Raw genomic sequence first — 14,642 nt, 5'->3', positions numbered from 1 at the left:
CGATCAACATTAGCCGCCCAAGTGCATGTTCGTGGCCATGTGGGCGATGGCCACGACGATCGCCTCGGATGGGTAGATAAGGTTTGACCATGCCTGTGATGCACGCCTTCGACCCGCCCGAGCGATTCGTCGTCGGGACCGTCGGCGAGCCCGGTGCGCGTACGTTCTTCCTCCAGGCGCGTGAAGGAGCCCGGGTCGTCTCCGTGGCCCTGGAGAAGCAGCAGGTCACGGTGCTGGCCGAGCGGCTCGACGAGCTCCTCGACGAGGTGATGAAGTCGGCGCCCGCCGTGGTGCCTGCGATGGCGCCCTACGAGCTCGACGACAACGGCCCGCTGGAGCAGCCGATCGAGGAGGAGTTCCGGGCGGGCACGATGACGCTGGCCTGGGATCCCGACGAGGACAAGGTCGTCCTCGAGGTCTTCCCGATCAGCGAGGCCGAGATCGTCGCCGAGGTCGACGAGACCGGCCAGCTGGTCGACGAGGACGCCGTCGCGGCCATCGAGCTGGAGGAGCCGGAGCCCGACGAGGTGCTCCTGGTCCGCATCGCCGCGCGCAACGCCCGTGCCTTCGTCAAGCGGGCCGAGGCGGTGCTGGGCGCCGGACGTCCCAACTGCCCGTTCTGCGGCAACCCGATCGACCCCGAGGGGCACCTGTGCGTCCGGGCGAACGGGTTCAAGCGGCGCGACCCGGTCTGACCCCATGTCGGTGACCGAGTCGCTCATCGGGTCCGATGATGAGCTGGTTCTCGTCGGGCGGCTGACCACAGCCTCGAACGCGACCTTCCTGGCGACCATCGGCGGGACCGAGGTCGTCTACAAGCCGATCGCGGGCGAGCGGCCGCTGTGGGACTTCCCCGACGGACGGCTGGCGCACCGCGAGGTCGCCGCCTACGTCGTCTCCGAGGCCCTCGGCTGGTCCGTGGTGCCCGAGACCTGGCTGCGTGATGGCCCGCACGGTCTCGGGATGGTGCAGCGCTGGGTCACCGCCGACGAGACCGTCGAGCCGGTGACGATCGTGCCGGAGGGTTCGGTGCCGCCGGGCTACCGTCATGTCTTCGACGGCTACGACGCGCTCGACCGGGCCGTCTCGCTCGCCCACGAGGACACGCCCGCACTGCGCCGGATGGCGGTCTTCGACGCGATCACCAACAACGCCGACCGCAAGGGCGGGCACGTGCTGCCGGTGGCCTCCGGCCACCGGTTCGGCTGTGACCACGGACTGACCTTCCACGACGAGCCGAAGCTACGCACCATCCTGTGGGGATGGCAGGGGCTGGGCTTCACCGAGGAGGAGCTCGCCGGTGTCCGGACGGTGCTCGCGGGGCTGTCGGGTCCGCTGGGGCGGGGGCTGGCTGCGTACCTCTCGGGTCGGGATCTCGAGGCGCTCGGTCTGCGCTGCGAGGAGCTCCTCGCCGGGGGGGTCTTCCCCCAGCCCGAGCACGACCGACATGTCATCCCGTGGCCGCCCTTCTGAGACTCGTGGGTGGCGCCAAGTAGGCTGCACCCATGCGCGCATGGTCTGCACCCGAAGTCCCAGAACTGTCCGTCAAAGGGCCCGAGGTGCGCCTCTACGACCATCAGCGGGACGAGGTCGTCTCGACACAGGGTCAGGGACGCCGTTCGCTGTACGTGTGTGGCATCACGCCCTACGACGCGACCCACATGGGCCACGCCAACACCTACGTCGCCTTCGACCTGCTCCACCGGGCGTGGCTGAACGCGGGCTACGAGGTCGGCTTCACCCAGAACGTCACCGACGTCGACGACCCGCTGCTCGAGCGGGCCGACAAGGTCGGGATCGAGTGGGAGGCCCTCGCCGAGCGCGAGACCGAGCTCTTCCGCCAGGACATGGAGGCGCTGCGGGTCGTGCCCCCGCAGAACTACATCGGCGCGGTCGAGTCGATCCCGCTGGTGCTCTCGCTGATCGGCGAGCTCGAGGAGGCCGGCGCGATCTACAAGGTCGACGACGACGTCTACGCCTCGGTGGCCGTCGACGAGGAGTTCGGCGCCGAGTCGCGGATGTCGCGCTCGGAGATGCTGGAGATCTTCGGGGAGCGCGGTGGCGACCCCGAGCGGGCCGGCAAGAAGGACCCGCTCGACCCGCTGCTGTGGCGCGCCGAGCGTCCCGGTGAGCCGTCCTGGCCCTCGCCCTACGGTCCCGGTCGTCCCGGGTGGCACATCGAGTGCACCGCGATCGCCCTGGAGCACCTCGGCGCCGGGTTCACCGTCCAGGCCGGCGGCTCCGACCTGGTCTTCCCGCACCACGAGATGTCCGGCTCGCACGCCCGCTCGGCGGGTCAGCGGTTCGCCGAGATCTACACCCACGGCGGGATGGTGGCCTATGACGGCCACAAGATGTCCAAGTCGCGCGGCAACCTCGTCTTCGTCTCCGCCCTGCGCAACTCCGAGATCGACCCGATGGCGATCCGGCTGGTCCTCCTGGGCCACCACTACCGCGACGACTGGGAGTGGACCGACGCCAAGCTCTTCGACGCCGTCGACAAGATCGCCGAGTGGCGCAAGGCGGTCGCCCTCGGTCGCGGCGCCCCCGCGGCCCCGGTCGTCGAGACCGTCCTGGGCGCCCTGGCCGACAACCTGGATGCGCCGCGCGCCGTCCAGGCCGTCGACGCCTGGGTCGCGGCCACGCTGGGCGAGGGCGGTCTCGCCGAGACCTCCGACGCCCTCGCCGGCGAGACGATCGCGAAGGTCGTCGACGCGGCGCTGGGCATCAAGCTCTGACCGCTGGCCCCAGGAGCCACATGCGTCACACTGCTCAGGCTTTTCCTGCGCCCGGTTCTAGGACTCGTCGGTGCGACGCTTGAGGTAGCGCTCGAACTCCCGGGCGATCGCGTCGCCGGAGGCCTCGGGGAGGTCGGCGGTGTCGCGGGCCTCCTCCAGGGAGCGTACGTAGTCGGAGACGTCCTCGTCCTCCTCGGCGAGGTCGTTGACGCCGCGCTCCCAGGCTCGGGCGTCCTCGGGGAGGTCACCGAGAGGGATGGAGCACTGCAGGAGGTCCTCGAGCTTGTTGATGATCGCGAGGGTGGCCTTGGGGCAGGGCGGGGCGGCGACGTAGTGGGGGACCGCGGCCCAGTAGGAGACCGCGGGGATGTCGGCCTGGACACAGGCCTCCTGGATCACCCCGACGATGCCGGTCGGGCCCTCGTACGACGGCGAGTCGAGCTTGAGCCGGTCGACGATGTCGGGCTCGGTGGCGGTGCCCGATACCGGGATGGGGCGGGTGTGGGGCGCGTCGGCGAGAAGGGCACCGAGGGTCACCACGAGCTGGCCGCCGAGGTCGTCGACGCACTCCAGGATCTCGCTGACGAACTGCTTCCAGCGCATGTTGGGCTCGATGCCGCGCACCAGGATGATGTCGCGGTCCAGGTCGGGCGGGGAGCAGACGGCGACCTGGGTGGTGGGCCAGGTGATCGTGCGGAAGCCGTTCTCGTCGGTGCCGGTGACCGGCCGGTTGACCTGGTAGTCGTAGAAGTCCTCGGGGTCGATCTCGGCCACGACGCGCGCGCCCCAGACGTCCATCAGATGGTCAACGGTGCCGGAGGCGGCATCGGCCGCGTCGTTCCATCCCTCGAACGCGGCGATCACCACAGGATCGACCAGGTCGCGGGTCTCTTCGATCTCGATCACATCTCCACCCTAGTCATGTGCACCAGCCCGACGGTGTCGTTCACCCGGCGTACACCTTATGAATTCCCACCTGGTGGACTGCCGGTGTCAGGATTCGGAATGAAATGGCGTCGCCCGCACACCTACGCCGTAGCGTGTTTCGGGCAAGGCCGAGCAATCCGCCGGGAGAGGAAACAAGAGTGAGTCTGCGCCCTGATGTCACCGAGACCCTGACCGCCGCCCTCAAGGAGCGGATCATGGTGCTCGACGGTGCGATGGGCACTGCGATCCAGCGTGACCGTCCCGACGAGGCCGGCTATCGCGGCGAGCGGTTCAAGGACTGGCCGACCGACCTGATCGGCAACAACGACCTGCTCAACCTGACCCAGCCGCAGATCATCGAGGGCATCCACCGCGAATACCTCGAGGCCGGCGCCGACATCATCGAGACCAACACGTTCAACGCCAACGCGGTCTCGCTGAGCGACTACGACCTGGCCGACCTCGCCTACGAGATCAACTTCGAGGCGGCGCGCCTGGCTCGTGCGGCCGCGGACATCTACTCGACCCCCGAGAAGCCTCGCTACGTCGCCGGCGCGCTCGGCCCGACGACGCGTACGGCCTCCATCAGCCCGGACGTGAACGACCCCGGCGCCCGCAACGTCACCTACGAGCAGCTCCGCGACGCCTACGCCGACGCGACCCGCGCGCTCCTCGAGGGCGGCTCGGACCTGATCTTCATCGAGACCATCTTCGACACCCTCAACGCCAAGGCGGCGATCTTCGCCGTCCAGCAGGTCTTCGAGGAGTACGGCCGTCGTTGGCCCGTCGTCATCTCCGGAACGATCACGGACGCCAGTGGCCGGACCCTGTCCGGGCAGGTCACCGAGGCGTTCTGGGATTCCGTACGCCACGCCGACCCGCTCCTCGTCGGCCTCAATTGCGCGCTCGGCGCGCAGGAGATGCGCCCCTACATCGCCGAGCTCTCCCGGGTCGCGGACGCGTTCGTCTCCTGCTACCCCAACGCCGGGCTGCCGAACGCTTTCGGCGAGTACGACGAGGGGCCCTCCGACACGGCGGGTCATGTCCACGAGTTCGCCACCGCCGGGTTCGTGAACCTGGTCGGCGGCTGCTGCGGCACCACGCCGGCCCACATCGCCGAGATCGCCAAGCAGGTCGAGGGGGTCGCGCCGCGCAACGTCCCGACCGTCGAGCCCGCGCTGCGGCTCTCCGGCCTGGAGCCGTTCACCGTGACCGAGGAGAGCCTCTTCGTCAACGTCGGGGAGCGCACCAACATCACCGGGTCGGCGAAGTTCCGCAACCTGATCAAGTCCGGCGACTACGACACCGCGCTCTCGGTGGCCGCGCAGCAGGTCGAGAACGGCGCCCAGGTCATCGACGTCAACATGGACGAGGGCATGATCGACGGGGTCGCCGCGATGACCCGGTTCCTGACCCTGGTCGCCTCCGAGCCCGACATCTCCCGGGTCCCGATCATGATCGACTCCTCCAAGTGGGAGGTCATCGAGGCCGGTCTGAAGCTCGTCCAGGGCAAGCCGATCGTCAACTCGATCTCGCTCAAGGAGGGCGTGGAGTCCTTTGTCGAGCACGCCCGCGCGTGCAAGCGCTACGGTGCCGCCGCGGTCGTGATGGCCTTCGACGAGGACGGCCAGGCCGACTCCTACGAGCGCCGGATCGCGGTGTGCGAGCGGGCCTATCGGATCCTGGTCGACGAGGTCGGCTTCGATCCCGACGACATCATCTTCGACCCCAACGTGTTCGCGGTCGCGACCGGCATCGAGGAGCACGCGACGTACGGCGCCGACTTCATCGAGGCCGTCCGCTGGATCAAGCAGAACCTCCCCGGGGCGAAGGTCTCCGGCGGCATCTCGAACGTGAGCTTCTCCTTCCGCGGCAACAACCCCGTGCGCGAGGCGATCCACGCGGTCTTCCTCTACCACGCGATCGAGGCGGGCCTGGACATGGGCATCGTCAACGCCGGTGCGTTGGTGCCCTACTCCGAGGTCGACCCGGAGCTGCGGGATCGGATCGAGGACGTGGTGCTCAACCGGCGCGCCGACGCGGCCGAGCGGCTGCTGGAGATCGCCTCGAAGTACAACAAGGACTCGCCCGAGGCGGAGGCCAAGGCCGAGGCCTGGCGCGAGCTGCCGGTCGGCGAGCGGATCACGCACGCACTGGTCAAAGGCCTGGACGCCTACGTCGAGGCCGACACCGAGGAGCTCCGCGCCGAGATCTCGGCGCGCGGCGGTCGCCCGATCGAGGTCATCGAGGGGCCGCTGATGGACGGCATGAACGTCGTCGGTGACCTGTTCGGCGCAGGCAAGATGTTCCTGCCACAGGTGGTCAAGAGCGCCCGGGTGATGAAGAAGGCGGTCGCCTACCTGATCCCGTTCATCGAGGCCGAGAAGAAGCCCGGCGACGCGGAGACGACCAACGGCACGATCATCATGGCCACGGTCAAGGGCGACGTCCACGACATCGGCAAGAACATCGTCGGCGTGGTGCTGCAGTGCAACAACTACGAGGTGATCGACCTCGGCGTGATGGTCCCGGCGCAGAAGATCCTCGACGCCGCCAAGGAGCACGACGCCGACATCATCGGTCTCTCCGGCCTCATCACCCCGAGCCTGGACGAGATGGTCGGCTTCGCCACCGAGATGCAGCGCGTCGGGCTCGACCTGCCGCTGCTCATCGGCGGCGCGACCACCTCGAGGGCGCACACCGCGGTCAAGATCGACAAGGCCTACGACGGCCCGGTCGTCTGGGTCAAGGACGCCTCCCGGTCGGTGCCGACCGCGGCTGCCCTCCTCGATGCCGGTCGGCGCGAGAAGCTGATGGCCGAGGTCAAGGTCGACTACGACTCGCTGCGCGCTCGGCATGCCGAGCGGAGCGAGCGGGCGTCCCTGACGTACGTCCAGGCGAAGGCCAACAAGCCTGAGATCGACTTCGCCACGCTGCCGGTAGCCCCGGCCCAGCCCGGCGTGCACACGCTCGCCGACTACCCGATCGCCGAGCTGCGCGACTACATCGACTGGCAGCCGTTCTTCAACGCCTGGGAGATGAAGGGGCGCTTCCCCGACATCCTCAACAACCCGGCGACCGGCGAGGCCGCGCGCAAGCTCTTCGACGACGCGCAGGAGATGCTCGACAAGATCATCGAGGAGAAATGGCTCGAGGCGCGTGGCGTCTTCGGGCTCTTCCCGGCGAACTCGACCGGTGAGGACGTGGTCGTCTACACCGACGACTCGCGCACCGAGGAGCGGGCCACGCTGTTCCAGCTGCGCCAGCAGGGTCAGCACCGCGAGGGTGTCGCCAACAAGTCGATGGCCGACTTCGTCGCGCCGGTGGGTGCGGGCGCGGACCACGTCGGGGCCTTCGCGGTCACCGCCGGGATCGGCCTTCCCGAGCGGGTCCAGGCGTTCAAGGACGACATCGACGACTACTCCGCGATCATGCTGGAAGCCCTTGCCGACCGCCTCGCCGAGGCGTTCGCGGAGCGGCTCCACCAGCGCGTACGCACCGAGTTCTGGGGCTACGCGGCTGACGAGGGCGGCGACGGCCAGCTGCCCAACGAGGACCTGATCGCGGAGAAGTATTCCGGCATCCGTCCCGCTCCGGGCTACCCGGCCTGCCCCGACCACACCGAGAAGCAGACCATCTGGTCGCTCCTCGATGTCGAGGCGAACACCGGCATCGAGCTCACCGAGTCGATGGCGATGTGGCCCGGTGCGTCGGTCTCTGGCCTCTACTACGCCCACCCCGACTCGCAGTACTTCGTCGTCGGCCGCCTCGGCCAGGACCAGGTCGCCGACTACGCCCGCCGCAAGGGCTGGACGATGGTCGAGGCAGAGCGCTGGCTCTCGCCGAACCTGGGCTACGACCCGGAGGACTGATTCTCCACGGCGAACGAAAATTCATTCGGCGACGCGGAGTCGAATGAATTTTCGTTCGGGTCCTGCGGGTGAATGAACTTTCACTCGGCTCCGATGCGCGAATGAATTTTCATTCGCTCCCAGGGGACGAATGAAAATTCGTTCGCCCCGGTGGCGGCACCGTTCGATCGGCTCCCGTCATCGACCGGTCGGCCCGCCGTCGATGGGCCCGCCGTCGATGGGCCCGCCGTCGAGCCAGGCCGGGGGAACCCGGCCGAGGCTGGCGACGTTCCAGAAGGCCGTACGCCGCGTCAGGATCGTGACGAGGTGGTAGCCGTCCGGGTGCCGGGTGAGCACGCCCGCCACCGGGTCGTGCTCGGGATCCAGCACGAGCGGGATGACGTGAGCCCAGGTCTCGGTGGCGGGATGCCAGTAGACGCCGACGGTGGAGGTGTCCCAGGAGCCGAGTGACGCGTTGGCCCGGGCGACCGCCGGCCGGAGCCGGGCCAGGAGCTCCGCAGGCTCCATGCCGGCGCGGTCGGCGTGGTCGTAGGCGATGTGGAGGCCGCCGACGGACGTGATCCGGGCAGCACCGTCGAAGGCCGGTGGCACCCAGCCCTCCAGCGCTGTGCGGCAGCGCTGACAGTCGTCGTCACGGCTCCAGTCGGCGAACTCGACGTCGTCGACGGCCAGATCCTCGCCGCGGCTGGTGATGAGGACCAGCCGCAGCCCGTCCTGGTCGGGCAGGGGCAGCGGGTTGTGCTCCAGCCCGTCGCGGAAGTGCAGCAGCGCGGAGGCCTCGTTGACTCCGATCCGATGGACGACCGCGCTGCGCAGTCCCTGCAGCTGCGCCTTCGGTGACTCCTGGCGGAGCAGCGCCGGATCGACCAGGTCGGCGAGCCACTCGACCAGGTCGGCGGTGAGCAGCCGCTCGGCCTCAGCCGGCAGCACGGGGGAGAAGGTCGGAGCGCATGCGGGACACCGTAGCCGCAGGACACCGGCTCGCCCGCCCCGGCGTGGATAGGCTCGAGCGGTGCGACACGACGAACAGTGGGCCAGGGAACGGTTCGCCGACGCCCGGGTGGCGCGGCTGGCGACGGTCTCGGCCGACGGTGCGCCGCGGATCGTGCCGACCGTGTTCGCCCTGGCAGACGAGGAGATCCTCACCGCGGTCGACCACAAACCGAAGTCGACCACCCGGCTGCGTCGCCTGCAGGACATCGCGGCGCACCCGGCGGTGTCGCTCCTGGCCGACGCCTACGACGACGACTGGTCGCAGCTGTGGTGGGCCCGTGCCGACGGCGTCGCGCGGGTGCATGAGACGTACGACCTCGGTCCGCTGGTCGCGAAATACGCCGACTACCGCGAACGACCGCCGGCCGGGCCGGTGATCGTCATCGAGGTCACGCGGTGGTCGGGCTGGTCGGCGACCTGAGCCCGAGGAGTCAGCGCGACTGGCGCCGGAAGGGGCGCAGGATCTCCCCGCTGGGGGACGGACCGCGAGAGCGCATCGCCGGGGCAGCCCCAGCCCAGGGGGTGCGTACGTCCAGGACGGTGGCCCACTGCGACGCGGTCGGGCGGAGCCCGGGAGGGCCGGCCGCCTGGTCCATCAACCGGGTGAGCGGGCCGACCAGGATGCCGGCCTGGCCGGCGAAGGTCAGGTCGGGGCGCATCCCCGGGGCGGCGTTGCGGTCGCCGGTGAGGACGCGGGCGATGGTGAGGGCCAGCTTGAAGCGGTCGCTGTCCGCGGTCGGCGGGTGGCCGACGTTGCTGGGGTCCTCCCAGCCGCGGGTGTCGGCCGGCGGCAGCACGCCGTCCTCGCCGGCCGGCCGGATCCCGTCGCAGTCGAGCAGCATCACCCGGGGCACGGGTGAGACCGACCAGGCGATGTTGCGCGGCGAGAGATCGCCGAGGACGAGGCCCTGACGGTGCAGCGCGTCCATCACCGCGGCCAGGGCCCGCATCAGCAGCACCCGCTCGTAGACCCCGGGACTGGCGACATCGCCGGCGTCCACCAGCAGCCCCAGTTCCGCCAGCGACGTGGCGGGACCGAACCCGGCCAGGAACGGCTCGTGGATCCGCTGCATCAGGAAGCCCGCCGTACGCAGCCCGTCGAGCACGACCGTGTGCGGCCAGGCGGCGAAGTGGTCCACCAGCAGACCCTCGCTCTCGACGAACCCGCGAATGCGCACCAGCTCCGCCAGAGCACGGCCGTCCACGAGACCCAGCTCTCGGGTGCGGTAGAGCTTCGCGACCGTCCCGGGGTGGTCGGCCAGCTCTATGATGCGGCCCTGCGAGCCCTCGGCGATATGGCGTCCAAGACTCAGGTCGCTGAGCTGGATTTCGTTCACGGAACCTCCGGCACCAGTCGTGGGTAGGCAGATCGTACGTGGCTGAGCGATCCCGTGCCGAGTCGACGGCTCAACTGGTGGCACCCCGCTGGTGACAGGATGGTCCCGGGACCGACGAAGACCGACGTGGGAGGGCGTGTGACACGACCGGAGGGACGACTTCAGCTCGCGGCCTGGGCGGAGAAGAACATCGCCCGGCTCGCCGACGACGCGTGCGCGCAGGTCGCCGACCGGATCGCGACCTACTACCGCGACCGGGAGAGCGGCCTGGTCTCGCTCGACGAGCTGCGGCAGTCCTTCGCTCACAACCTCCGTTCCGTGGTGGCGGCGATCGGTGACCCGCACGCCGAGCTCGACCTGGAGGCCTCGGACCGCATCGGCAGGCGGCGGGCGAAGCAGGGGGTGCCGCTGCCGGAGGTGCTGCGGGCCTACCGGATCTGCTTCGCGGCGCTCTGGGAGGCGTTGGTCGAGCATGTGCAGCAGACCCGGCAGCCGGCGCTGACCGATGCCCTGATCGCCACCGCCGGTGTCATCTGGCGCTTCACCGACGAGCACGCCGTCGTGCTGACCGAGGCCTACCGGGCGGCCACGGCCGAGCTCATGCTGGCCGAGCAGCGGCGACGCTCGGCGGTCGTCGAGGCCGTGCTCACCGGACGTCCGGGTCCTGAGTCGGGCCCTTGGGAGGCCGCTGCACTGCTCGGCTTCCCGGCCGACGCACTGCTGATCGTGGTCGCCGCCGAGACGCACGGGCTCGCCAAGGAGAGCCTGGTCAACGTCGAGCAGCGGCTTGCCGAGAAGGGGTTCGTCTCCGGATGGCGGCTGACCCCGGCCCAGCAGCTCGGCATCGTCTCCTTCCCGGCGGAGCGCGAGGAGGAGGTCCTGGAGACGCTGCGCGGCTTCACCGCCGCCCGCACCGGGGTGAGCCCGCCCTACGCCTCGCTGCCCGAGACTCCGCGCGCACTCCGCCTGGCCCGGGCGGCGCTGGCCGGGCTGGAGCCGGGCAGCGCCGGCCTGCGTACCTTCGACCACAGCCCCCTCGCCGCGCTGGTCGTCTACGAGCCCGCCGAGGGACGCCGGCTCGCCGAGAACGTGCTCGGCGAGGTGCTGCGCCAGCCGGCCGAGGACCGCGACCTGCTGCTCGAGACACTCGACATGTACCTGGAGCAGTCCGGGTCCGCCGACCGAGCCGCGACCTTGCTCTACTGCCACCCCAACACCGTGCGCAACCGGCTGCGCCGGATCCAGGAGCTGACCGGCCGGTCCCTGACCGAGCCGATGGACGTCGCCGAGCTGGCGGCTGCCGCCTATGCGCTCCGGGTGGCCTCGGCGACCGAGCTGTGGGCGCCCAACGCGCGGAAGCGGACCGGCGTCAGCCCACAGCGATCCCGGCCACCAGGTTGATCGTGCTCGCCAGCACCACCGCACCGAAGACGTACGAGAGCAAGGTGTGTCTCAGCACGACGGCACGGATCACGGAGCTGGTCACTGACGTGTCGGAGACCTGGTAGGTCATCCCGAGGTTGTAGCTGAAGTAGAAGAAGTCGCGGTAGGCCGGCGCCTCGTCGGCGTTGAAGTCGATGCCGCCGGCGGTGCCGGAGTAGTAGAGGTGCGCGTAGCGCGCGGCGTACATCAGGTGCAGGCTCGCCCAGGCCAGGAAGACGCCGACGAGCGCGATCGCGGCGGCGACGCGGCCCTGGGCCGAGTCACCGACGACCAGCAGCATCACGATCCCGAGCAGCCCGCACAGCGAGATGGCGACCACGACGAGCTCCTCTGCCGTCGGCCGGAAGTCCTCACGCTGGGTGTTGGTACGGGTCGTGTCCGCGTCCAGCGACCACAGCGAGACCCAGCCGGAGGCGACGAACACCGCGTGGGTCACGGCGACACCGAGCAGGGTGCCGATCTGCGCGTCGACGAGGAGTACGCCGGCCACGGCTGCCACCGCTCCGGCCAGCAGCGAGCCGGCCAGCCGCACCCCGGCGGCCGAGGGGAGGCGCGTCTGGGAGCTCGTCCGACTCACGCCTGCAGGTTACCTGTCGTCGTCGCCCGCCACAGCGACCGGTGTGTGAGTCGACAGCGATCCTGGTCAGCGACGACGTGGGCGGATACCGCGGCGTACCGTGGTGCTGTCAGGACCGGCAGAGAGAACGAGAAGAGGACAGGTGCCCTTCACCCGGATCGAGGAGTCGACGACCCGTGACGAGAACGGGGTCGAGTTCGGCGGTGGGCGGCAGGCCCACGCGCCGGGCGAGGCGACCGTGGCCGACGCCATGGTCCACCGGCCGAAGCTGCTCCCCGCGACCGCGACCGGGCGCGACGTACGCGAGCTCTTCCTCGACGACCACGTCCACGCCGCGCTGGTCTGCGACGGGGAGAGGCTGCTGACCGTCATCGAACGGCAGGACCTCACCGAGGCACGAGACGACGAGCCGGCGACGGCGCTCGGGACGCTGTCGGGAAGGACCGTCGACCCGGGCGCCGACCTGTGGTCGACCTGGACCTGGATGACGGGTGCCGGCGTCCGCCGGCTGGCGGTGGTCGAGGACGGACGCTGCGTCGGCCTGCTCTGCCTGAAGCGCAGCGGCCGGGGCTTCTGCTGCGACGCCGGCGTCTGGGCGCGGGTCCAGGAGCTGTCCGGCAGAGGTTGCGTCCCCCGGTCGTGACCGAGCCTGCCACAAGCCGCGACCCGCAGGACCTGGCACAGGTCGTACGGCTCGGCGCCGCCCAGCGCCCGGCCGGGCTGCACCGCGCCCTGGTCGCCGAGGCCCTGGTGGCCGCGGGCTGGGGCGCGAACCAGTTCACGCCGCTCTCGGTGGTCTACCGGCTCGAGGCGGGCTGGTCGACGATGGCGGTGGTCCTGGTGTTCACGACCTACCTTGCCGGCCTGGTGCCGGCGCTGCTCCTCGGCTGCCGGACCGCCGACAGGTTCGGCCACCGCCGGGTCGTACGTCTCGCCCTGGCCGTCACCACAGCCGGGAGCCTCCTGCTGGCGCTGGCCGAGGCGTCCCTCGTGGCGGTCTTCGTGAGCCGCTTGGCGACCGGGGTCGCGGCCGGGCTGATCGTCTCGGCCGGAGCCGCCTGGCTCCGCGCGCTCTCACCCGGCGACGACCGCGGCACCCGCTTCGCGGTGTACGCCACCGGCGCCGGCTTCGCCTGCGGCCCGTTGGTCGCCGGCACCCTGGCCGCCTGGCTCCCGGCGCCGTCCGTGGTGCCGTGCCTGGTCCACGGCGGCTTCGCGCTGCTGGTGCTCGCGCTCACCGCGCGCATCCCGGAGATGTGCTCGATCCCCGGACCGCCGCCCGCCGCGCCGCCCGGCGACCGCTGGTCGGCCATCACCCACCCGCGTTTCGTGGGGATCGTGCTGCCGGCCAGTCCGGCGATCTTCGCGGCCGTGACGGTGTCCTACGTGGTGCTGCCGCCGTTCGTGCTCGACCGCGTGCGGGACCACGCGCCGCTGTTCAGCGGCCTGGTCGCGGCGCTCACGCTGCTGGTCGGGCTGGCGGTGCAGCCGCTGGCGGCCCGGATCGACCGGCCCGGAAGCGCTCGCGCGACCCTGGTCGCAATGGGCACCGTCGTCGTCGGTCTGCTGCTCGGCGCGCTCGCCATCGAGGAGGTCTCACCCCTGCTGGTGCTGGGCGCGGCAGTCTTCCTCGGTGCGGGCTACGGCCTGACCCTGGAGTCCGGCCTGGCCGAGATCGGTCGGCTGGCGTCTCCCGGCGCGCTGCCGACGGTGTCGGCGCTGTTCCAGGGGGTGGCCCACAGCGGGTTCCTCGCGCCGCTGCTGCTGGCGGTCATGGCCAGGTCCGCGTCCTATCCTGAACTGCTGGGGGGCCTTGCCCTGATCGGCTTCATACTGCTCATCGGGGCAGCCGTGCGCGCGGCCCGGCACGCCCACCAGGACCCCTTCCGACCCGACCCCACACCACAGGAGCTGACATGGGACGAGTGACAGTTGGACGACCCGTGCTGCGGGTCCGCGACGGCGTCATCTCGCGACGGCCGGACAAGCTGGCCGCGGAGGAGCCGATGGAGATCAGGGTCAACGGCCGGCCGCTGACCGTCACGATGCGCACGCCCGGAGGCGACTTCGACCTGGCCGTCGGCTTCCTGGTCAGCGAGGGCGTCGTGCACTCCGCCGACGAGGTCGCCAGCGTCCGCTACTGCGCCGGTGCCACCGCCGACGGCGGCAACACCTACAACGTGGTCGACGTCGGCCTGGCCGCGCACGTCCCGCCGCCCGACGCCTCGCTGGAGCGCAGCTTCTACACGACCTCCTCGTGCGGACTGTGCGGGAAGGCGTCCCTCGAGGCGGTGAGTACGTCCTCGGCCTGGTCGGTCGCCGAGGACACCCTGCGCGTGACGCCGGAGCTCCTCGCCGTGCTGCCGGAGCGGCTGCGGGAGGCGCAGAGCGTCTTCGACAGCACCGGCGGCCTGCACGCGGCCGGGCTGTTCGACGCCGAGGGCAACCTGCTCTGCGTACGCGAGGACGTGGGCCGCCACAACGCCGTCGACAAGGTGATCGGGCACGCGCTGCGCGAGGGCATGGTGCCGCTGCGCAACAGCATGCTGATGGTGAGCGGGCGCGCCTCGTTCGAGCTCGTCCAGAAGGCCGTGATGGCCGGCATCCCGCTGCTCGCCGCGGTCTCGGCGCCCTCCTCGCTCGCGGTCGACCTGGCCGACGACAACGGCCTGACCCTGGTCGGCTTCCTGCGGGGCTCCTCGATGAACATCTACGCAGGCACCGACCGCATCGAGCCCGTTGCCGTCGGCTGAGG

The 14,642-nt window shown here is 70.6% G+C and carries 13 protein-coding genes; 9 read left to right on the top strand and 4 right to left on the bottom strand.

Annotated elements, in window-relative coordinates; translation table 11 throughout:
- Positions 1–89: 89 nt before the first annotated feature.
- From ACIA03_RS08190 to mshC, 3 genes are read left to right on the top strand one after another with little or no spacing between them, the layout of a single operon-like run.
- Positions 90–695 (top strand): DUF3090 domain-containing protein, encoded by a 606-nt coding sequence (locus ACIA03_RS08190; RefSeq protein WP_396981048.1) that lies wholly within the window; start codon positions 90–92, stop codon positions 693–695.
- A gap of 4 nt (positions 696–699) precedes the next feature.
- Positions 700–1,473: an SCO1664 family protein gene (locus tag ACIA03_RS08185; protein WP_396981046.1), complete on the top strand. Its 774-nt coding sequence runs from the start codon at positions 700–702 to the stop codon at positions 1,471–1,473.
- Positions 1,474–1,505: 32 nt separating this feature from the next.
- On the top strand, positions 1,506–2,738 hold the full coding sequence (gene mshC, locus ACIA03_RS08180; protein ID WP_396981044.1) for a cysteine--1-D-myo-inosityl 2-amino-2-deoxy-alpha-D-glucopyranoside ligase: 1,233 nt from the start codon (positions 1,506–1,508) through the stop codon (positions 2,736–2,738).
- 57 nt (positions 2,739–2,795) lie between these two features.
- Here mshC and ACIA03_RS08175 read toward each other — a convergent pair whose 3' ends face one another.
- Positions 2,796–3,644 carry a PAC2 family protein gene (locus tag ACIA03_RS08175; RefSeq protein ID WP_396981042.1) on the bottom strand — a complete coding sequence of 283 codons (849 nt, stop codon included), beginning with the start codon at positions 3,642–3,644 and terminating at the stop codon, positions 2,796–2,798.
- A 236-nt stretch (positions 3,645–3,880) separates the two neighbouring features.
- Between ACIA03_RS08175 and metH the strand changes: the two genes are divergently transcribed.
- On the top strand, positions 3,881–7,537 hold the full coding sequence (metH, locus tag ACIA03_RS08170) for a methionine synthase (protein WP_396981797.1): 3,657 nt from the start codon (positions 3,881–3,883) through the stop codon (positions 7,535–7,537).
- 177 nt (positions 7,538–7,714) lie between these two features.
- On the opposite strand, the gene ACIA03_RS08165 is transcribed toward metH, so the two are convergent.
- Positions 7,715–8,467, bottom strand: a complete 753-nt coding sequence (locus ACIA03_RS08165) for a hypothetical protein (protein ID WP_396981040.1) — start codon at positions 8,465–8,467, stop codon at positions 7,715–7,717.
- Positions 8,468–8,549: 82 nt separating this feature from the next.
- Here ACIA03_RS08165 and ACIA03_RS08160 point away from each other — a divergent pair, with 82 nt between their 5' ends.
- Positions 8,550–8,951, top strand: coding sequence for a TIGR03668 family PPOX class F420-dependent oxidoreductase (locus ACIA03_RS08160; protein ID WP_396981038.1), 402 nt, complete (start codon positions 8,550–8,552; stop codon positions 8,949–8,951).
- A gap of 10 nt (positions 8,952–8,961) precedes the next feature.
- Here ACIA03_RS08160 and ACIA03_RS08155 read toward each other — a convergent pair whose 3' ends face one another.
- The gene (locus ACIA03_RS08155; protein WP_396981036.1) at positions 8,962–9,867 is read right to left on the bottom strand and encodes a hypothetical protein; all 906 of its coding nucleotides are present in this window, start codon (positions 9,865–9,867) and stop codon (positions 8,962–8,964) included.
- Positions 9,868–10,005: 138 nt separating this feature from the next.
- Here ACIA03_RS08155 and ACIA03_RS08150 point away from each other — a divergent pair, with 138 nt between their 5' ends.
- Positions 10,006–11,268 (top strand): PucR family transcriptional regulator, encoded by a 1,263-nt coding sequence (locus ACIA03_RS08150; protein WP_396981034.1) that lies wholly within the window; start codon positions 10,006–10,008, stop codon positions 11,266–11,268.
- Here ACIA03_RS08150 and ACIA03_RS08145 read toward each other — a convergent pair.
- A complete protein-coding gene (locus tag ACIA03_RS08145; RefSeq protein WP_396981032.1) occupies positions 11,237–11,887 on the bottom strand; it encodes a DUF1345 domain-containing protein in 651 nt (216 codons plus the stop codon). The genes ACIA03_RS08150 and ACIA03_RS08145 overlap by 32 nt on opposite strands.
- A gap of 142 nt (positions 11,888–12,029) precedes the next feature.
- Between ACIA03_RS08145 and ACIA03_RS08140 the strand changes: the two genes are divergently transcribed.
- From ACIA03_RS08140 to fdhD, 3 genes are read left to right on the top strand one after another with little or no spacing between them, the layout of a single operon-like run.
- Positions 12,030–12,530 carry a hypothetical protein gene (locus ACIA03_RS08140; RefSeq protein WP_396981030.1) on the top strand — a complete coding sequence of 167 codons (501 nt, stop codon included), beginning with the start codon at positions 12,030–12,032 and terminating at the stop codon, positions 12,528–12,530.
- Positions 12,527–13,816 (top strand): MFS transporter, encoded by a 1,290-nt coding sequence (locus tag ACIA03_RS08135; RefSeq protein WP_396981028.1) that lies wholly within the window; start codon positions 12,527–12,529, stop codon positions 13,814–13,816. Before ACIA03_RS08140 ends, ACIA03_RS08135 begins: the two co-directional genes overlap by 4 nt.
- Entirely contained in the window at positions 13,804–14,640 is an 837-nt protein-coding gene (fdhD, locus tag ACIA03_RS08130; RefSeq protein ID WP_396981026.1) for a formate dehydrogenase accessory sulfurtransferase FdhD, read from the top strand. Before ACIA03_RS08135 ends, fdhD begins: the two co-directional genes overlap by 13 nt.
- Positions 14,641–14,642: the final 2 nt, after the last annotated feature.

Source organism: Nocardioides sp. NPDC051685 (assembly GCF_044453405.1).
In the GTDB taxonomy this organism is placed as follows: Bacteria; Actinomycetota; Actinomycetes; order Propionibacteriales; family Nocardioidaceae; genus Nocardioides.
This window is presented reverse-complemented; position numbering and strand designations above follow the sequence as displayed.

Bases quoted from the DNA above. Each gene is read 5' to 3' on its own strand.
- metH (WP_396981797.1), top strand. From the start codon at position 3,881: ATGGTGCTCGACGGTGCGATGGGCACTGCGATCCAGCGTGACCGTCCC.
- ACIA03_RS08185 (WP_396981046.1), top strand. From the start codon at position 700: ATGTCGGTGACCGAGTCGCTCATCGGGTCCGATGATGAGCTGGTTCTC.
- ACIA03_RS08190 (WP_396981048.1), top strand. From the start codon at position 90: ATGCCTGTGATGCACGCCTTCGACCCGCCCGAGCGATTCGTCGTCGGG.
- mshC (WP_396981044.1), top strand. From the start codon at position 1,506: ATGCGCGCATGGTCTGCACCCGAAGTCCCAGAACTGTCCGTCAAAGGG.
- fdhD (WP_396981026.1), top strand. From the start codon at position 13,804: ATGGGACGAGTGACAGTTGGACGACCCGTGCTGCGGGTCCGCGACGGC.